Raw genomic sequence first — 19,857 nt, forward strand, 5'->3', positions numbered from 1 at the left:
CAGTGTAGCGAGGAGGCTTGCCCCCTCACCACAGGTCCCTCAGTCACTTGGCGGAGATGGCGCCATCCACGAGGGTTTGAGCTTCGGCCACCAGTTGCTTGAGGTGTTCGTCGCCGATAAAGCTTTCCGCGTAGATCTTGTAGATGTCTTCCGTGCCCGACGGACGCGCCGCGAACCAGCCGTTTTCGGTCATGACTTTCAGGCCGCCGATGGCCTGGTCATTACCCGGGGCGTGGCTGAGGATGCTCTGGATCGGCTCGCCCGCCAGTTCGGTCGAGGTGACTTGCGCCGGCGACAGCTTGCTCAACAGGGCTTTCTGTTCCGGGTTGGCCTTGGCATCGACCCGTACCGAGAACGGCTCACCCAATTCATCGGTCAAGGCACGGTAGGCCTGGCTTGGATCGCGACCGGTGCGAGCGGTCATTTCTGCCGCCAGCAGGGCCGGGATCAGGCCGTCCTTGTCGGTGCACCAGACGCTACCGTCCTTGCGCAGGAACGAGGCACCGGCGCTTTCTTCGCCACCAAAGCCCAGGGACCCGTCGAACAGGCCATCGGCAAACCATTTGAAGCCGACCGGCACTTCGTACAGGCGACGGCCCAGGCGCTTGGCCACGCGATCGATCAAGCCACTGCTGACCACGGTTTTGCCCACGGCCGCATCCGCACGCCATTGCGGGCGGTTCTGGAACAGATAGTCGATCGATACCGCGAGGTAGTTGTTCGGCGCCAACAGGCCGCCGGACGGCGTGACGATGCCATGGCGGTCGTGGTCGGGATCGCAGGCGAATGCCACGTCGAAACGCTCTTTCAGGCCGATCAGGCCCTGCATCGCGTAGCTGGACGATGGGTCCATGCGAATCTGGCCATCCCAGTCGACGGTCATGAAACGGAAGGTCGAATCCACCTGTTTGTTCACCACCTCCAGGTCCAGGCGGTAGTGCTCGGCAATCGCCGACCAGTAGCGCACCCCTGCTCCACCCAGCGGATCGACACCCAGGCGCAGCTTGGCGTCGCGGATGGCATCGAAGTCGATCACGTTGATCAGATCGGCGACATAGGTATTGAGGTAGTCATGACGATGGGTGGTGCCGGCCTTCAGGGCCTGTTCGTAGCTGATGCGCTTGACGCCGGCCAGCTTGTTGGCCAGCAGCTCGTTGGCCTTGGCTTCGATCCACTTGGTGATGTGGGTATCGGCCGGGCCGCCATTGGTCGGGTTGTATTTGTAGCCACCGCTTTGCGGCGGGTTGTGGGACGGCGTGATCACGATACCGTCGGCCAGCCCCGAAGTGCGGCCACGGTTGTAGCAGAGAATCGCGTGGGAAACCGCCGGGGTCGGGGTGTATTCATCGCCTGCGGCGATCATCACCGTAACACCGTTGGCGGCGAGCACTTCAAGGGCGCTGGCGCCGGCCGGGGTGGAGAGCGCGTGGGTGTCGATGCCGACAAAGAGCGGGCCGTCGATGCCCTGGGCTTCGCGGTACAGGCAGATCGCCTGGCTGATCGCCAGGACGTGCCATTCATTGAAACTCAGGTCGAACGAGCTGCCCCGGTGCCCGGACGTGCCAAAGGCGACGCGCTGGGTGGAGATCGAAGCATCAGGCTGGCCCGTGTAATAAGCCGTTACCAGTCGCGGGATATCGACCAACAGTTCTGCCGGTGCCGGTTTACCCGCAAAAGGACTGAGTGTCATGCAAAACCTCTGGAATAGAGTGGTTCAGGGATAGGAGCGCAGTTTACTGGCAGTTTGACCATAGTGCGATGGGATCGATCCATGAGTGTGGCCGATGTTTTCCAACCTCGCTCAGTCAATGGCTTCCAGACGCAGGGCATCCCCCAGCAGGCCCAGTGCTCCGGCGAGGTCATGCTCGCTGGCAAAGGTATGACTCAGCCGCAGATGTTGAGCATGCAATCCCTGGAGGCTGAACAACTCGCCTGGCGCAATCACCACTTGATGTTTGAGCAGGCGCTGAAACACCCGACGCACATCGACGCGGCGCAGCGAACTCACCCAGATGGTCGAGCCACCCTGAGGCTCGACGAAGTGCAGTGCATCGCCCAGTCGTTCTTGCAGCAACTGGGTCATCAGCGCCTTGCTGTCCTTGAGCCGGCGCCGCAGCACCTGCAAGTGATGGTCGATTCGACCGTTGCTGTACAGGCGCGCAATGGCTTTCTGGCGAATCGGTGAAAGGCGGAAGGCGCGCAACAGAAAGTGCCGCTGCAATTCGGCTCCCAGGTGACGTGAGAGCAGATAACCGAAGGGCGCCTCCGGGCCGATGATTTTTTCGAAGGAGGAAAACACGATCAGTCGTTCGGCCGGCAGCAGATCGCGAAAATGCAGACCTTCAGGCTCGAACCCCAGCTCGCCGTAACAATCGTTTTCCAGCACCTGGCAGTCATGGCGCGCCAACAACTGCGCAACGGCCTGGCGATTATGGTCGGGCGCCCGGCTGCCCCGGGGCATGTTCACCCCGGAGGACACCATGACCAGTCTTACCGGCTCGGTTTCAAGCAGCGCTTCGAGGTGTTCGAGATTCAGCGCTCCGTTGGCCAGCAGCGGCCATTCGATGACTCGCACGTCGGCATCCTGCAACAGGCGCAGCAATGCGCAGTCACACGGCGACTCGACCACCACCGTGGCGCCCCTGAGTGACAACACGGTGATCAGTATTTCCAATACACCACGCAGATCGGCACCAATGTAGACCTCATCGGCATGCCAGCAGCGCACCGGCGAAGAGGTATAACGCGCAGCCAGTGCGGTACGCAGTTCCAGTTCGCCACACGGTTGTGAAGACGCTTGCGGCTGGCGCGGATACTGCCGCAGCAACTCCCTTTCCAGTAGCAACAGGGGGCTGTCGAGTGGCTGCAGCAAAGCGGGCTCATCGGCGCTCAGGTTCAGCGTGCCGGGGCGCCGCGCGTGGCTGTAGACCATTTCCAACAGGTCGCTGCCACTGTAGAGGGTACTGATGGAAGGCACCGGCGTAGCGTAATAGCCGGACTTGGCCAATGAATAGACGCGCCCTTCCTTCTCCAGCAGCGAGTAAGCGTATTGAATGGTCGAGATCGATACGTTCAGACGCTGCGCCAATTGGCGTAACGATGGCAGGCGCACGCGTGCATCAGTGGCATGCTCGCTGATCAGGCTGGTCAGATAGCGGTACACCGCCTGATATGCAAAGTCGGTTTCGCGCGGACCTTTCATGGGCAAAAGCCTGTTTCAAAGCGTTTGAAGCTCACCTTCAGCGACCTGCCGACCATTCACCCGAGAGTGTGGCGTCGTCGTGAGGTCCTTCAATGGCCTGCGCATCGGTGCCCGCCCACTCTGCTGCCCCACCCCCTTGACTGGACACCGGCGCCATGCGGTAAAGCTGGCCGATCAGGCTGACAGGCAAGCCGCTGACGTCGATCATCCATTGCATGATCTGCTCGGCGACCGGCTGGCCCTGCATGGCACGGTGCAGGTCAGGCAAGGCCACGAGCATGCCTGGATGGCACTGGCGCAGGAAGCGCTCAAGCCTGGCGCCATTCTCGGTGAAGGGCGCAAACAACAGGCACACCAGTTGCGCCTCGCTCAAACCAAGACTGAGTTGAGCCTCGGCCGCCGCTTGCGCGCGTAATTCGTCCAGCGCCGCCGGGTTGCCGAACGCCTCCACCGCTTGCTCGCACAGGCGTTCCGGCAGTTGTCGGCGATGCATCATCACCAAGGTGCGTTGCAGGTATCGGGCGACGCCTGCCTCGTAGGTCTGACCCTGCACGAAGCAGGCTTGCAAGCCTTCAATATGCGCGGCAATGCCCGGGCTGGCGTACTCGTAGTCGTTGAGTTGCCTCGTCAACGTGTCCGCCTTGAAACCAAGAAACTCCGACAACAACGGCCAACGTTCTTCCAGATTACCGACCAATATGTCGTGAATACTGATGAACGTGCTGCGCCGGCAAGCTTCAAACTGCTCGGCCGGACGCCAGGGCACCTGGCCGTGTTCGCCATAAAACGCCTGGTAGCAGTCACTTCCCAGCTCGTCGAGTCGTGCGAACAGGCAGCCGAACTCGGAATCGGGGTGGCTCGTCAATCCGATGCCGGCCTTGGTCGCCGCGCGGTTCAATCCCTCGATGAACTGCTTCTGCTGGCGTGGTGAGTCGCCGCTGATGAAGGCGTCGACACCGTGGTTCCAGCGGGCGATTTGTCCATAGAACTCGCCTGTGGCCAGATAACCGTCATCCCAGAGTTCGAGCGGCTCGTCCGAGGTGCGGCGATGGCCGATCATCAACAGGTTCATCCGGTTGGACTCGCGACCGGCCTTCGATATGGGCGCGGCAGGGTCGAAGGGCAGGACTTCGCGGTTCTCGACCATCAACAGTTCAACCCTCGGGTCGTCATGGACGAACAACGCGCTGTAAGTGCGGTCGATGTTATCCAGGGCCGCTGAACTGGTGCTGTTCAAGCGCAACGTCGCCACCCGCAACTGGAATGTCGCCGGCGCCCGCGTGGCGATGGTCAGCTGTGCCGCACGCAGTAACGCCAGGGTGTAGCAACAGTCGCGGGAACCGGACTGGATAGCCAGTACCTTGTAGCTGCCCATTTGCTCCATGCCTCCGGCAGCCACCGCCAGGCGCTGGATCAATAATTGCAATGCGGTGCGTTCGGCACGGGAAAAGAAACTCAGTAAGCGTTGCAATACTTGTTGATAGACATTGTTCATGGCTTGTTCATGGATGTTGGTCATCTTTATTTACCTGATGCTTATAAGTCCGAAGCCGCGCAAATAACTGCGCGCACAGCGCAAGGGGTTGCCTGGAGATGAGTGAATTATCGGGAATGATAGCCAAATGCTAACACTTAAGTTTTCAAGCCAATATGCAGAAGGTTGGGTCGTTGCCAACGCGGCGAACGCCCTCTGCATTGACGAAAAGCCCTGCTGGCAAGGCTTCATCCGTTGGCGCTCGACATCCTAGGAAATGTCCGACAGCGTCCCACAGACGTTTATTACAAGAAATAAAGAAAGAAGTTGCCCCCGAATGTTCGGCAACCCTGTAACCGTGCAGTGTTTTTTGAATTAGTGGCAATGCTGTGCATCGAAAAGTATCGATCGGATACTTGGCCATGACTCATTCCTTGAGATGAAAGTAATCATTCAATTATCAAGGCTTAGATGCTGATTAGAAGCTACAGATAGACAGCAAAAACCAGTTCAGTTGCTGAACCGGCCCATTGGCAGGCCAATGGGGTGTGTCATGTCGGAAAGTGCTGAAGGCAAAAAGTCCGTGAAAGCACGGACTTTTGCGGGAGCGTCAGGCCGGTTCGACCTGCAGGGCGACTCGTTCGCGGCATGGGCATTCGTCCATGTAGCGATGTGCCTCGACCACCTCGGTAAACGGGAAGACCCGAGTCTTGAGCGGCAGCAGAACACGGTCCGCGGTCAATTGGTTGATGTCACGCAAGGCACGTTGCAGTGCGACCTGGTCCTGGATGATGCCCAGCTCCGGCTTGCCGGTAAAGTTGCCGATGCAGTGTACAAAGAACTGAATGTTCTTCTGAAACGCCGCGCAAGCCGGGAACGGTGTCTGGTTGCCACCTTGCAGACCGTACAGCACCAGGCTGCCCCGAGGCGCCAGGACATCGCCAAGCAGCGACATCTGCGGACCACCGAGACCATCGAACACGACATCGACACCACGATTGTCAGTGATCTTGTTGACCCGAATCAGCAGGTCTTCTTCTTCGGTGACGATGACTTTCTCGGCACCCAGCGACAGCAGGTTTTCACGTTCTTCCGCGCTCTTGGTGGCAGCGATCACTCGCACGCCCAAGGCTTTGCCCAACTGCACAAAAGAAGGGCCGGCGCAGTGACTGGCGTCGGTCACCAGGGCAAATTGCCCGGGTTTGACCCGTGCCAGATCGACGTAAGCGAAATAGGCGATCAGCAGCGGCGTGTAATGCACGCTGGCTTCAATCGGGCTGAGCACGTCGGGGTAGCGGGTCAGCGATGTGCGCGGCAGCACAATCAAATCACCGTAAACCGGATAGTCGTTCGGGCTCTGGGCGGGGAAGCTGGCGACCTTGTCACCCACGGCCAGGTCATCGACACCTTCGCCGACGGCGGTCACGATACCGGCCATTTCCTGGCCAATACCGGAAGGCAGGCGAGCGTGGGACGAGGCCAGGTTCTGACGCCACAGCGTGTCATACCAGCTGATGCCAATGGCTTCGACGCGCACCTGCACTTCGCCCGGTGCAGGCAGAGCCGTCGCATGCTCTTCGCATTTGAGCACCTCGGCTGGACCAAACTTGTGAAAACGGATCGTGCGGGACATCGCAAACCTCGCCAAATAAACCTCTAATGCCTTGAACTCTAGCTGGGCTTTTAACCCAAGACTATCAGTGGCTATTAATAGTCGACATGCCTGTCATTGATTCCGCAGCAGCGGCAACATTGTCAAATGTCGTGAGAAACCGAAGCCGCATTTGTAGGAAAACTGAATTACTCGGTGCAGAGTACCAGCCTTTCCCCGTAATATTCTCGCTGGCCATTGTTCTCATATGGCCGCTCACGTCAAGTTTGCTGACTCTGCCAGGACTCCAGATGAATCGTAATGACCTGCGTCGTGTCGACCTGAACCTGTTAATCGTATTCGAAACATTGATGCACGAGCGCAGTGTGACTCGCGCTGCGGAGAAGCTGTTCCTTGGCCAGCCGGCCATCAGCGCCGCGCTCTCGCGTCTTCGCGGGCTGTTTGATGATCCGTTGTTTGTGCGCACCGGCCGCAGCATGGAGCCCTCCGCCCGGGCCGTGGAAATCTTCGCCCTGCTCTCGCCGGCGCTGGATTCAATTTCCACAGCGGTCAGCCGCGCGGCCGATTTCGATCCGGCCACCAGCACCGCAGTGTTTCGCATCGGACTGTCGGACGATGTCGAGTTCGCCCTGCTGCCGATGCTGCTCAAACGCCTGCGTGCCGAATCGCCGGGGATCGTCCTGGTGGTGCGCCGGGTCAACTACATCCTGATGCCGGGGTTGCTGGCATCCGGCGAAATTTCCATCGGTGTCAGCTACACCACCGACCTGCCCGCGAACGCCAAGCGCAAAGTGTTGCGCCGCAGTCAGCCCAAACTGCTGCGTGCCGACACCGTGCCGGGGCCGCTGAGCCTGGATGATTATTGTGCGCGTCCCCATGCGCTGGTCTCGTTCGCCGGCGACCTTAGCGGTTTTATCGATGAGGAGCTGGAAAAGCTCGGGCGCAAACGTCACGTGGTGCTCGCCGTCCCGCAATTCAACGGCTTGAGCACCCTCCTCGCCGGCACCGATATTGTCGCCACCGTGCCGGACTATACGGCCGACGCACTGACTGCTGCCGGCGGCGTGCGGGCGGAAGACCCGCCGCTGCCGGTGCGCAGCTTTGAGTTGCACATGGCCTGGCGCGGGTCGCAGGACAATGATCCGGGTGAGCGCTGGTTGCGCTCGCGGATTCAGATGTTCTTTGGCGATCCGGATAGTCTGTAACGGAAGTCCACCCGTCTCAAAAAAACTGCTTAATGACAGAAGGTTAACGGCATATACCGGACCTCAAGAAGGCCTATGACGAACCGATGGTCGCCGGCGTTCAGCCAGAAGATAAAAACGCAGAGCCATTGGCACGCGCGAACCCGCAATCACCCTCCGGGGCACGTGCCATCTGGCTGCCCAAGCGCTTCGGGCACTTCTCTATCGAGATCCTGGTAGACAAGGTGTCTGGAGGCATTTGTCGAGACTGCATTTGCCTGGGAGATGCTGCGGTGAACGTCTGATTTCGGACAATCCGGTGCGCCCGGATCGACCTCGGTATCTACCGCCACATCACCCACAGCTGTCGATCATGTGTTGGACGGTGATTGTGGAGTATCGGGATTGAGTTGCTGGCGTCTGAATTGTCCAGGTGGCTGACCATGTATCTGGCGAAAGCGTCGGGAGAAATAAGCCTCGTCAGCGAAGCCGCACAACCTCGCCACCTCCCCCACCGGTCGTGTTCCATTGAGCAGATAATTGCGCGCCGCGTGCATCCTGCGCTCGAGCACCAGCTCAGTGAAGGTCTTTCCGATTTCCTTGCGCAACCAGTGCGTCAGATAGGTCGGAGACAGGTAAGTCGCAGCAGCCACCTTGATCAGGTTGAGATCGGGGTCGGCGATGTTCTTGCGCAAGTATTCCGACATCCTGCTCAGCGCATTGCGTCGGCTGACTTCGGCGGCATTCTCTTCGGCCAACCGTTTGAGCGGCTCGGCATACAAGGCACAAACACTCCCCACCAGTTGCAGCAACAACCCCTTGAGCATCTCACGAGTGCCAAACTGACGGTTCTCATCCAGGACTCGCATCTGTTCGATCAGGGCACAGACTTTGTTGAAGTCCTCATCGGCCAGAATGAAATCCAGATGTTCCTGAAAACGGAACGGTGACAACTCCGGGGCCAGCAGAATCGAGACTTCCTCCAGATCCATCGGGTCGCACTGCAAATGCGGCAGCAGGAAGGTCTGGGAGAAATTGATCACCATGAAATTGCTGTCGGCCGGATGCGGAATCACGTGCACGCGATGAGGCAGGATGAAGGCCAGTGTATTGCGTGGAAACGGACGTTCGACGTTGCCGATGTGCTGCACGGTATCTCCACCGAGGTTGACCTGGATCTGGAAGTACTCGTGGCGATGTGGACTGGTTTCGGCACGCCGTCCCTTTTTGTCGCGGATGTAGAAATCCGTCAATTCGCTGCGTTGCTGCATGACGTAGGTGGGTACTCGACTCGGTGACGACATTTCCTGAGGATCCTCGACAGGTAAGTGGACAGGTTGTCGTCGCGTCGCGATGCAGGCGGCGACTGCGGTGATTGTGAAGGCAGACACCGCTGGCTTCAACACGTCATAGGATGACAACAGAATACAGGGAATTAATTGTATCTGTGAGTGATGTGTCGTCCGTCCAAAAAGCCGTGAGCACACACAAAATATTAATTATTTAAAAAACAATACTTTATGAAGCATATGAGGCAGAACTGTGGAAATGAGCTGATTTGATTTTTCTTGGACACCTGCATTAATCGCTGTTTTCAGGAGAAAAAACGATCTAACGCCTTCATTGATTTAGAGAGGTTGTACGACCACTCTGACAGGCAATGCAGCCCGACCCTTCCAAAAACAATCAAAAGGTGCGCACGTGATGAGCCTGTTTTTTTCCCTCGCCAACCCTCCCCCGACCGAGTCTGTCCGAAGGCGCATCTGAGCGCCTGACAGCAGCTGTCCGCGCCTCTCATTCAAGTAGCGATTGCTCTGCCCCGACACTGGAGGCATCGGCTTCGGCTGCGCGCGAACATCTCGATTCTTCTAACAATAAAAAGGTCTACTCATGTCGAACTCGCAAACATCCCCGTCCACCGCGCCGTCGGTGAGCGCTGGCGCCCGTGACGCCCTGTTGCCTCAGCGACTGCCAACGCGTCGGCGCTGGTTCATGCTGTCATTGCTGCTGATTGCGACCATCATCAACTACATCGACCGCGTAAACATCTCGATTGCCGCGCCGTTCATGGCCAAGGACCTGGGCCTGGACAAGATCGAAATGGGCCTGATCTTTTCCGCGTTTGCCTGGACCTACGCACTCGCCTTGGTGCCTGCCGGGTTCATTGCCGATCGCTTCGGTTCCCGGTTCACTTACGGGGTGTCGCTGATCAGTTGGTCGACGGTCACCGTGTGCCAAGGCTTTACCACAGGATTCGCTTCGCTGTTCGGGCTGCGCCTGGCCGTCGGTGCCATGGAAGCTCCAGCGTTTCCGGCCAACAGCCGTGCGGTGACGGTATGGTTCCCGGCCCGCGAACGGGGCCTGGCCAGCAGCATTTACGTGTGCGGCCAATATCTGGGCACGGCTCTGTTTACCGGCGCACTGTTATGGCTGGCCACGACCTATGACTGGCGCCATGTGTTCTACAGCACCGGGATACTCGGCATTGTGTTCGGCGTGATCTGGCTCTACGTGTACCGCGATCCGCTGAGCTGCAAGAACGTCAGCCAGGAAGAACTGAAGTACATCGAAGCCGGGGGTGGACTGGTCAAGAGCAGTCAGGAGCGCACCCGGTTCAACTGGAGGCAGATCGCCGAGCTGTTCAGCTATCGGCAAATCTGGGCGATTTGCATCGGCAAGTTCGCCAGCACCTCAGCGTTGTACTTCTTCCTGACCTGGTTCCCGACGTACCTGATCGAAGAACGCAAGCTGACCATGATCAAGGCCGGGATCTTCGCGGTGCTGCCGTTCGTGGGTGCAACGGTCGGCATTCTGCTGGCCGGCATCGTCTCCGACTTGCTGATTCGCCGTGGTTACTCAATGTCCTTCGCTCGCAAGTTGCCATTGGTGGTCGGATCGATGCTGGGTATGTCGATTGTGCTGGTGAATTTCACCGACTCGAACGTGATCTGCATTGCCGTGCTGACCATAGCCTTCTTCGCTCAGGGAATCGCTTCGTCGTCGTGGGCGGCCGTATCGGAAGTTGCGCCCAAGGAACTGATCGGCCTGACCGGCGGGGTCACCAGCCTGGCCGCCAATATCGGCGGGATCGTCACCCCGATCGTGATTGGCGGCATCGTCCACGCGACAGGTTCGTTTGCCTACGCCTTCTGGTTCATTGGTGGCGTGGCGTTGATGGGCACCTTGTCTTATTCATTGCTGCTCGGTCGCCTGTATCGCATCGAACTCAAGGCGCGCTGAGCCAGGAAACCGTTTTTCTCCAACACGAGGCGGCTTTCGTCCAACTTTGCAAAAGATTGCCGCCGTACGCTGACGCTTCAAACAGGACGACTACAAAAATGATGATGACCGAGTATGTGTTTACCCCGGATCTGCCCGTGACCTTGCCGGTTGCCGGCAGCCAGCAGCGCTTTCCCATTGGCCGGGTATTTTGCGTCGGCCGCAACTACCCTTGGCCAGACACCCAGGGCCAGTCCCGCCAGCCGCCAGTGTTCTTCATGAAACCGGCGAGCAACGTGGTGGATGCGGCGGGTGAAGTGACTTTCCCGCCATTGACCGAAGAGTTCGTCCACGAAATCGAATTGGTCGTGGCCATCGGTGAAGGCGGCGCCAATATCCCGGAGAGTCAGGCGTTGGCCTATGTCTGGGGCTATGCCGTCGGTCTTGATCTAACCCGTCGTGACGTCCAGCGCGCGGCCAAAAGCAATGGTTTGCCGTGGGAGGGTGCCAAGGTGTTCGACGGCGCCGCGCCGATGACCGCCATCGTGCCAGTGACTCGCGCCGGACACCCGGACGGCGATTTGTGGCTGAACGTCAACGGCCAAGAGCGCCAGCGCGACAGCCTCGACAGCCAGATCTGGTCGGTCAGTGAAATCATCAGCCGCATCTCGCAATCGGTAGCGCTCCGGGCCGGTGACTTGATCATGACCGGCAGCCCGGCAGGCGTCGATGTGCTGCAACCAGGAGACGTCATCAATGCCGGGATCGACGGCATCGGCCAACTTGAAATGCATGTCGGTCAGCGACCTTGAACCCGGCACACGCCCTCGCGAATCGAGAATGGAGATAACAACATGAACAGTCCTTTGAAAGTGGCTCTGGTCACCGGCGCCGGTAGCGGAATCGGCCGCGCCGTGGCCCTGGCGCTGATGGCAGACGGATTCACCCTGGTATTGGCCGGACGCCGGCCAGAGCCATTGCAGGCATTGGTCGAACGGGCACAGAGCGAGGGACACGACGCGTTGGCGGTGCCCACTGACGTGCGCGACCCGGCCAGTGTCGATGCACTGTTTGCCACCATCACCGAGGTATACGGACGCCTCGATGTGGTGTTCAACAACGCCGGGGTCAACGCTCCTGCGGTGCCGTTGGATGAGCTGACGCTCGAACAGTGGCGGAACGTGATCGACACCAACCTCAATGGCGTATTCCTCTGCGCCCGCGGTGCCTTCGGGCTGATGCGCCGGCAACAGCCACAGGGCGGACGCATCATCAATAACGGCTCGATCTCGGCACATACCCCACGCCCCTTCAGCAGCGCCTACACCGCCAGCAAACACGCGGTGCTGGGGCTGACCAAATCCCTGGCCCTGGACGGCCGGGAATTCAACATCGCCTGCAGCCAGATCGACATCGGCAACGCCCTGACCGACATGTCGGTGCGCATGACCAAAGGCGTGCGCCAGGCCAACGGCACCATCGCCGTGGAGCCGATGGTGGACGTCAAGCATGTGGCCGATGCCGTGCGCTACATCGCCGGTCTGCCGCTGGAGGCGAACGTCCTGAACATGACCGTCATGGCCAGCGCCATGCCGTTTGCCGGTCGTGGTTAAACCGGCCTTTTTATTCCGCTACGCGAGGTTTACATGAAGCCAGAAGTCTTGCAGCTCAGCCCGATCCTGATCCCTGAAATCAACGCGCGGCTCGATGAGCTGTTTACCGTCAGACGCTACTTCCAACAGACCGACAAGCAGGCTTACTTGCAGGAACACGGGGCGAACATTCGCGGCGTGATCACCGGCGGCCATACTGGCATCAGCCAGGCACTGATGGCGCAATTACCCAAACTGGAAGTGGTGGCGGTCAATGGCGTCGGCACCGATGCGGTAGATCTGGCTTACGCCAGGGATCGCGGGATCCGCGTAACCGCGACCATTGGCGCACTGACCGAAGACGTCGCCGACCTGGCCATCGGATTGTTGATTGCCGTATGCCGGGGTCTGTGCACCAGTGATCGTTATGTGCGTTCGGGGCAATGGCCCCATAGCCCGACACCGTTGGCCCCGTTGCCGTTGGCGCGTCAAGTGTCGGGCATGCGCATAGGGATCGTCGGCATGGGCCGGGTCGGCCGTGCAGTGGCGACCCGGGCCGCGGCGTTCGGCTGCCCGATCAGTTACACCGATCTGCAGCCGATGAACGATGTGAACCACACTTTCATTGCCGATCTGAAGCAACTGGCCAGCAACAGTGATGCGCTGATTCTCGCGGCCGCTGCCGACAAGGCTGAAGCCATCATCAATGCCGAGGTGTTGCAGGCGCTGGGCAAGGACGGGTATCTGATCAACGTGGCGCGCGGCAAGCTGGTCAACGAGGTCGATCTGGTGGCGGCGCTGGCCGCTGGTGAGATCGCCGGTGCGGCGCTGGATGTGTTTGTCGATGAACCGAACGTCCCCGAGACATTGTTCGGCAACGAGAAAGTGGTACTGCAGCCCCATCGCGCGAGTGCGACGCTGCAGACCCGCACGCGAATGGGAGAGATGGTGGTGGCGAGCCTGGTGGACAGTTTCGCCGGGAGAATACCGCAGGGTTCCGTGACTGACTGAAGCCTGGCCACCGAGGGGACGTTGCGCTCCCTCGGTGGCTCGGTGTCAGATAAACAGATCGACGCCCGACTGCTGCCGATTCAGGTTGGGCGGCACACTGAAAACCATCCGCAACCCTCTTGGTCTCTGTCAGAAATCGCCATTCGCAATCGCTCGCACAGGCGGGGCATGCGGCGGCATCGACAGATTTTTCCGACCTCAAAACACCGTCCTGGAGCCCTGTCAAAATGTTCTTTGGCGATCCGGATAGTCTGGCTTGAATGCTTTGTGAAGGCATCTGACGCCTTCGCTGGCAAGCCAGTTCCTACGTTAACCCTGCCGATAAAAAATCATGTGAACGACGCCAATTCTGCAGGCGCTGGCTTGCCAGCGATCGGCGCGACCCGGTGCCAGGCCAGACTGTTGCGTTTGTGGCAACACAGAATTGCCATCAACCGAATTGATCGGTACCTGACTTGAAGCGCAGGCTAGAGAGCTGACCGAGGCTCTCCTATCATTCCGAATGATAGTTATCTTCGCCCCGTTCGATTCGTCCCCTCCAGGCCTGCCGCGCATCATTCGCCAATCTCAATACATTGGCGGATGCATCCATGGAACAGTCACTCAAACATTTGCGCTTCCCATTGGCCCTGTTGGCCGTCGTGGTGATGAGCGCCTGCGGCAAGGCTCCGCAAACTGCCGCCGCCCCGCCCGCTGCCAAGGTCAGCGTGGCCAAGGTGCTGGAGCAACCGGTCAACGAGTGGGACGAATTCACCGGTCGCCTGGAAGCGCCGGAAACCGTCGAGATTCGTCCACGGGTTTCCGGTCAGATCGATGAAGTGGCCTTTACCGAAGGCGCTCTGGTGAAGAAAGGCGACCTGCTGTTCCAGATCGACCCTCGTCCATTCCAGGCCGAGGTCCGCCGCCTCGAAGCGCTGGTCGCCCAGGCCCGCGCCAATGCCACCCGCAGCGAAAACGAAGCCCAGCGCGGTGAACGCCTGCGCACCAGCAACGCGATTTCCGCCGAACTGGCCGATTCGCGCACCAGTGCCGCTCAAGAAGCCCGCGCCGCCGTCGGTGCGCTTCAAGCGCAACTGGACCTGGCCAAATTGAACCTGAGTTTCACCCGCGTCACCGCGCCCATCAGCGGTCGTGTCAGCCGTGCGGAAATCACCGCCGGCAACCTGGTGACCGCCGATACCACGCCACTGACCAGCGTCGTTTCCACCGACAAGGTCTACGCCTACTTCGACGCTGACGAGCGCGTGTTCCTCAAGTACACCCAGCTTGCCCGCCAGGGCAAACGCGGCGCCACCACTCCGGTCTACATGGGCCTGTCCAACGAAGACGGCAACCCGCACCTGGGCCAGATGAACTTCGTCGACAACCAGGTCAACCCGAAAACCGGCACCATCCGTGGTCGCGCCGTCTTCGACAACAGCGACGGCAGCTACACCCCGGGCCTCTATGCGCGCCTGAAACTGGTTGGCAGCGGCACCTACAACGCCATGCTGATCAACGATGAAGCGGTCGGCACCGACCTGGGCAAGAAGTTCGTGCTGGTGATGGACGCCGACAACAAAACGGCCTACCGCGCAGTCGAGCTGGGTCCGAAGATCGAAGGCTTGCGCATCGTGCGCAACGGCCTGAACAAGGACGACACCATCATCGTCAAGGGCCTGCAGCGGGTACGACCTGGTTCACCAGTCACCCCTGAAGTGATCCCGATGGCCAGCGAGCAAACCCTCGCGGCCCTGGCACAACAACGTCAAGCGCTGGAAGCCAGCAACCTGCCTCAAGTCGCGCCTGCCAAGGTCGCGCCGGGTACGGCTGTGAAGCTGGCTGCTGCGACTCCACGCGGTTAAGGGATAACGACTCCGATGAATTTTTCCCAATTCTTCATTTCACGGCCGATCTTCGCCGCAGTGCTGTCGCTGCTGATCCTGATCGCCGGTGCCATTTCGCTGTTCCAGTTGCCGATCAGCGAATACCCGGAAGTGGTGCCGCCGACTGTTGTGGTCCGCGCCAACTTCCCCGGTGCCAACCCCAAGGTCATTGGTGAAACCGTGGCCGCTCCGCTGGAGCAAGCGATCACCGGCGTCGAGAACATGTTGTACATGTCCTCGCAGTCGACCGCCGACGGCAAGATCACCCTGACCATCACCTTCGCCCTGGGTACCGATCTGGACAATGCGCAGGTGCAGGTGCAGAACCGCGTGACCCGGACCGAACCGAAACTGCCCGAAGAAGTGACGCGCATCGGTATCACCGTGGACAAGGCATCGCCCGATTTGACCATGGTCGTGCACTTGACCTCCCCGGACAAACGCTACGACATGCTTTACCTGTCCAACTACGCCTTGCTCAACATCAAGGATGAGCTGGCGCGTCTGGGCGGTGTCGGTGATGTGCAATTGTTCGGCATGGGCGACTACTCGCTGCGGGTCTGGCTCGATCCGAACAAGACCGCTTCGCGCAACCTGACCGCTACCGATGTGGTTACCGCGATCCGCGAACAGAACCGTCAGGTCGCCGCCGGTGCACTGGGTGCGCCGCCTGCACCGAACGCCACCGCGTTCCAGCTGTCGGTCAACACCCAGGGTCGCCTGGTGTCCGAAGAAGAGTTCGAGAACATCATCATTCGCTCCGGCGAGAACGGTGAAATCACGCGCCTGAAAGACATTGCGCGCGTCGAGCTGGGCTCCAGCCAGTACGCCTTGCGTTCGCAACTCAACAACCAGCCGGCGGTGGCGATCCCGATCTTCCAGCGTCCGGGCTCCAACGCCATCGAGATCTCCAACGAAGTGCGCGACAAGATGGCGGAGCTGAAGAAAAGCTTCCCGGAAGGCATGGACTTCAGCATCGTCTATGACCCGACGATCTTCGTGCGCGGCTCCATCGAAGCAGTGGTTCACACCCTGTTCGAAGCGCTGATCCTCGTGGTGCTGGTGGTGATCCTGTTCCTGCAAACCTGGCGCGCCTCGATCATTCCTCTGGTGGCGGTGCCGGTGTCGCTGATCGGTACGTTCGCCGTGATGCACCTGTTCGGCTTCTCGTTGAACGCCTTGTCATTGTTCGGCCTGGTACTGGCGATCGGTATCGTGGTGGACGATGCGATCGTGGTGGTGGAGAACGTCGAACGGAACATCGAACTGGGCCTCAACCCGGTCGAAGCGACCAAGCGCGCCATGCGTGAAGTGACCGGGCCGATCATCGCCACGGCGCTGGTACTGTGTGCAGTGTTTATCCCGGCGGCCTTCATTTCCGGGTTGACCGGCCAGTTCTACAAGCAGTTCGCCCTGACCATTGCGATTTCCACGGTGATCTCGGCCTTCAACTCGCTGACCCTGTCGCCGGCATTGGCCGCCGTATTGCTCAAAGGTCACGATGCGCCGAAAGACCGCTTCTCCAGACTCCTGGACAAGGTGTTCGGTGGCTGGCTGTTCCGCCCCTTCAACCGCTTCTTTGAAAAGGCCAGCCATGGCTATGTCGGCACCGTTGGCCGTGTGATCCGCAGCAGCGGCATCGCCCTGCTGCTGTACGCCGGCCTGATGGTCCTGACGTTCTTCGGTTTCTCCAGCACCCCGACCGGTTTCGTCCCGGCGCAGGACAAGCAATACCTGGTGGCATTTGCCCAGTTGCCGGACGCCGCCAGCCTGGATCGCACCGATGCAGTGATCCAGCAGATGTCCGAGATTGCCCTCAAGCAACCCGGCGTCGCCAACTCGGTGGCCTTCCCGGGCCTGTCGATCAACGGTTTCACCAACAGCCCCAACGCCGGCATCGTGTTCACCCCGCTCAAGCCGTTTGACGAGCGCAAGGACCCAAGCGAATCGGCCGGTGCCATTGCGGCCGCGCTGAACGCCAAGTTCGCCGACATCCAGGGTGCCTACATTGCGATCTTCCCGCCGCCGCCGGTACAGGGCCTGGGCACGATCGGTGGTTTCCGCCTGCAAATCGAAGACCGGGGCAACCTGGGCTACGACGAGCTGTACAAGCAAACCATGAACATCATTGCCAAGAGCCACAGCGTTCCGGAACTGGCCAACCTGTTCACCAGCTACACCGTGAACGTGCCACAGGTCGATGCCGCCATCGACCGGGAAAAAGCCAAGACCCACGGCGTGGCCGTCAGCGACATCTTCGACACCCTGCAGATCTACCTGGGTTCGCTGTATGCCAACGACTTCAACCGCTTTGGTCGTACCTATCAGGTCAACGTTCAGGCCGAGCAGCAGTTCCGTCTTGAACCGGATCAGATCGGCCAGCTGAAAGTACGCAACAACAAGGGCGAAATGATCCCGCTGGCGACCTTCATCAAGGTCAGCGACACCTCGGGCCCGGACCGCGTGATGCACTACAACGGCTTCATCACCGCTGAAATCAACGGTGCGGCAGCCCCCGGCTACAGCTCTGGCCAGGCCCAGAAAGCCATCGAGAAACTGCTCAAGGATGAACTTCCGAACGGCATGACCTACGAATGGACCGACCTGACCTACCAGCAGATTCTGTCCGGCAACACCGCGCTGTTCGTGTTCCCGCTCTGCGTACTGCTGGCGTTCCTGGTGCTCGCGGCGCAATACGAAAGCTGGAGCCTGCCACTGGCGGTGATCCTGATCGTACCGATGACCCTGCTGTCGGCCATCACCGGGGTGATTGTGTCCGGTGGCGACAACAACATCTTTACCCAGATCGGTTTGATCGTACTGGTGGGCCTGGCGTGCAAGAACGCGATCCTGATCGTCGAGTTTGCCAAGGATAAACAGCTGGAAGGTCTCAACCCGCTGGCCGCGGTACTGGAAGCCTGCCGCCTGCGTCTGCGGCCGATCCTGATGACCTCCTTCGCGTTCATCATGGGTGTGGTGCCACTGGTGTTCTCCAGCGGTGCCGGTGCCGAAATGCGTCATGCCATGGGTGTGGCAGTGTTCTCCGGGATGCTCGGGGTGACTTTCTTCGGTCTGTTGCTGACACCGGTGTTCTACGTACTGATTCGCAACTTTGTCGAGCGCGGTGAAGCGCGCAAAGCGGCCAAGGCCCTCAAACTTGAGTCGCAACTGGAGTCGCATTAATGAGCCTGAAAGCCTTCCTGCCGAGTCTCCTGGTACTGGCGCTGAGCGCCTGTGCCGTGGGCCCGGACTACAAGACCCCGGCCACCGAGGCGGCCCATATCACCACCGCCACCGATGGCGCGGCCGGTCAGAAGAACTTCGACCGTTCCCGTTTCGAAGGCATCTGGTGGCAGCAGTTCGAGGACCCGACCCTCAACCAGTTGGTGACCGAGTCCCTGAAGGGCAACCGCGACTTGCGCGTCGCCTTCGCCCGCTGGAAAGCGGCGCGGGCGATACGCGACGACGTCAGCAATGACGCCATGCCGACCATCACCAGCCGGGTCAGCAGTGACCTGGCCAAGGGGCAGATTCCCGGCCAGACCACCAATCGGGTCAACAGCGAACGCTATGACCTGGGCCTGGACATGGCGTGGGAGATCGACCTGTTTGGCCGCATCCAGCGCAACCTGGAATCGGCCAACGCCGAGCAACAAGCGGTCGAGGCCGATCTGTATCAACTGCAAGTCACCATGATTGCCGAACTGGTGGATTCTTACGGCCAGCTGCGCGGCGCGCAGCTGCGGGAAAAAATCGCCTTGGCCAACCTGGAGAACCAGCAGGAGTCGCGCAAGATCACCATCAGCCTGCGTGATGCCGGCGTGGGCGATCAGCTCGACGTGGAACGCGCCGACGCACGGCTGGCGTCGGTCGAAGCCAGCGTGCCGCAATTGCAGGCCGAACAGGTTCGGCAGAAAAACCGCATCGCTACCCTGCTGGGTCAACGCCCGGACAAGTTGAGCGTCGACCTGAGCCCCAAGGAATTGCCGGCCATTGCCAAGGCATTGCCCATTGGTGATCCGGGCGAACTGCTGCAACGTCGCCCGGACATTCTCAGCGCCGAACGCAAACTGGCCTCGGCCACGGCGCGCATCGGCGTGGCCAAGGCTGATCTGTTCCCGCGGGTCAGCCTCAGCGGCTTCCTTGGTTTCACCGCCGGGCGGGGTTCGCAGATCGGTTCCTCGGCGGCCAACGCCTGGGCGCTTGGCCCGAGCATCACTTGGGCGGCGTTCGATCTGGGCAGCGTCAAGGCCCGCTTGCGCGGTGCTGACGCCGACGCCGAAGGCGCCCTGGCGAGCTACGAGCAACAAGTCTTGCTGGCCCTGGAAGAATCGGAGAACGCCTTCAGCGATTACGGCAAACGCCAACAACGGTTGATTTCGCTGATTCGCCAGAGCGAATCGAGCCGTTCCGCTGCCGACCTCGCCGAGATCCGCTACCGCGAAGGCACCGCCGACTTCCTGGTGTTGCTCGATGCCCAGCGTGAGCGTCTGGCGGCCGAAGACACCCAGGCCCAGGCCGAAGTCGACCTGTACCGCGGCATCGTCGCGATCTACAAGGCACTCGGCGGTGGCTGGCAGCCGGAAACGGTCGCCAGCAAGTAACCTTTTTCAAGCGCTCCTTTGGTTGGCCGCAACCAACCAATTCCTTTGCCCTGCGCCTCATTCAGTCGCGGGGCTTTTTTTTGGTTCTTCAGTT

The 19,857-nt window shown here is 60.1% G+C and carries 14 protein-coding genes and 1 pseudogene; 9 read left to right on the top strand and 6 right to left on the bottom strand.

All coding sequences use genetic code 11. The features are described from left to right. Positions 1-43 precede the first annotated feature (43 nt). From pgm to ACGJAX_RS22285, 5 genes are all read right to left on the bottom strand, one after another. Entirely contained in the window at positions 44-1,690 is a 1,647-nt protein-coding gene (gene pgm / locus ACGJAX_RS22265; protein WP_390956189.1) for a phosphoglucomutase (alpha-D-glucose-1,6-bisphosphate-dependent), read from the bottom strand. 111 nt (positions 1,691-1,801) lie between these two features. Beyond that, positions 1,802-3,202 carry a PLP-dependent aminotransferase family protein gene (locus ACGJAX_RS22270; RefSeq protein ID WP_248914887.1) on the bottom strand — a complete coding sequence of 467 codons (1,401 nt, stop codon included), beginning with the start codon at positions 3,200-3,202 and terminating at the stop codon, positions 1,802-1,804. A 37-nt stretch (positions 3,203-3,239) separates the two neighbouring features. After that, positions 3,240-4,721 carry a hypothetical protein gene (locus ACGJAX_RS22275; protein ID WP_390956190.1) on the bottom strand — a complete coding sequence of 494 codons (1,482 nt, stop codon included), beginning with the start codon at positions 4,719-4,721 and terminating at the stop codon, positions 3,240-3,242. 121 nt (positions 4,722-4,842) lie between these two features. After that, entirely contained in the window at positions 4,843-5,100 is a 258-nt protein-coding gene (locus ACGJAX_RS22280) for a hypothetical protein (protein ID WP_139204780.1), read from the bottom strand. 186 nt (positions 5,101-5,286) lie between these two features. After that, on the bottom strand, positions 5,287-6,309 hold the full coding sequence (locus ACGJAX_RS22285) for a zinc-dependent alcohol dehydrogenase family protein (RefSeq protein ID WP_090321486.1): 1,023 nt from the start codon (positions 6,307-6,309) through the stop codon (positions 5,287-5,289). Positions 6,310-6,578: 269 nt separating this feature from the next. On the opposite strand from ACGJAX_RS22285, the gene ACGJAX_RS22290 reads away from it, so the two are divergent. After that, positions 6,579-7,493, top strand: coding sequence for a LysR family transcriptional regulator (locus ACGJAX_RS22290; protein ID WP_090321484.1), 915 nt, complete (start codon positions 6,579-6,581; stop codon positions 7,491-7,493). Positions 7,494-7,549: 56 nt separating this feature from the next. Then, positions 7,550-7,769, top strand: a pseudogene (locus ACGJAX_RS22295) (methylmalonyl-CoA epimerase); the annotation flags it as partial. 74 nt (positions 7,770-7,843) lie between these two features. Here the strand turns inward: ACGJAX_RS22295 and ACGJAX_RS22300 are convergent. Then, entirely contained in the window at positions 7,844-8,776 is a 933-nt protein-coding gene (locus tag ACGJAX_RS22300; protein ID WP_090321482.1) for an AraC family transcriptional regulator, read from the bottom strand. 586 nt (positions 8,777-9,362) lie between these two features. On the opposite strand from ACGJAX_RS22300, the gene ACGJAX_RS22305 reads away from it, so the two are divergent. The 7 genes from ACGJAX_RS22305 to ACGJAX_RS22335 all read left to right on the top strand — a co-directional run bounded on the left by ACGJAX_RS22305 (position 9,363) and on the right by ACGJAX_RS22335 (position 19,763). Beyond that, positions 9,363-10,712 carry an MFS transporter gene (locus tag ACGJAX_RS22305; RefSeq protein WP_390956191.1) on the top strand — a complete coding sequence of 450 codons (1,350 nt, stop codon included), beginning with the start codon at positions 9,363-9,365 and terminating at the stop codon, positions 10,710-10,712. A gap of 98 nt (positions 10,713-10,810) precedes the next feature. Continuing rightward, positions 10,811-11,503 carry a fumarylacetoacetate hydrolase family protein gene (locus tag ACGJAX_RS22310; protein ID WP_090321477.1) on the top strand — a complete coding sequence of 231 codons (693 nt, stop codon included), beginning with the start codon at positions 10,811-10,813 and terminating at the stop codon, positions 11,501-11,503. A 42-nt stretch (positions 11,504-11,545) separates the two neighbouring features. Beyond that, a complete protein-coding gene (locus tag ACGJAX_RS22315) occupies positions 11,546-12,304 on the top strand; it encodes an SDR family NAD(P)-dependent oxidoreductase (RefSeq protein ID WP_390956192.1) in 759 nt (252 codons plus the stop codon). Positions 12,305-12,337: 33 nt separating this feature from the next. Continuing rightward, complete coding sequence (locus tag ACGJAX_RS22320; RefSeq protein WP_390956193.1) at positions 12,338-13,294, top strand: NAD(P)-dependent oxidoreductase; 957 nt, start codon at positions 12,338-12,340, stop codon at positions 13,292-13,294. Positions 13,295-13,884: 590 nt separating this feature from the next. Beyond that, a complete protein-coding gene (mexE, locus tag ACGJAX_RS22325; RefSeq protein WP_090321468.1) occupies positions 13,885-15,138 on the top strand; it encodes a multidrug efflux RND transporter periplasmic adaptor subunit MexE in 1,254 nt (417 codons plus the stop codon). Between the two features lie 15 nt (positions 15,139-15,153). After that, the gene (locus ACGJAX_RS22330; protein ID WP_090321465.1) at positions 15,154-18,342 is read left to right on the top strand and encodes an efflux RND transporter permease subunit; all 3,189 of its coding nucleotides are present in this window, start codon (positions 15,154-15,156) and stop codon (positions 18,340-18,342) included. Next, positions 18,342-19,763: an efflux transporter outer membrane subunit gene (locus ACGJAX_RS22335; protein ID WP_390956194.1), complete on the top strand. Its 1,422-nt coding sequence runs from the start codon at positions 18,342-18,344 to the stop codon at positions 19,761-19,763. Before ACGJAX_RS22330 ends, ACGJAX_RS22335 begins: the two co-directional genes overlap by 1 nt. Positions 19,764-19,857 lie beyond the last annotated feature (94 nt).

It is taken from the genome of Pseudomonas moorei, assembly GCF_042846945.1.
Lineage (GTDB): Bacteria > Pseudomonadota > Gammaproteobacteria > Pseudomonadales > Pseudomonadaceae > Aquipseudomonas > Aquipseudomonas moorei.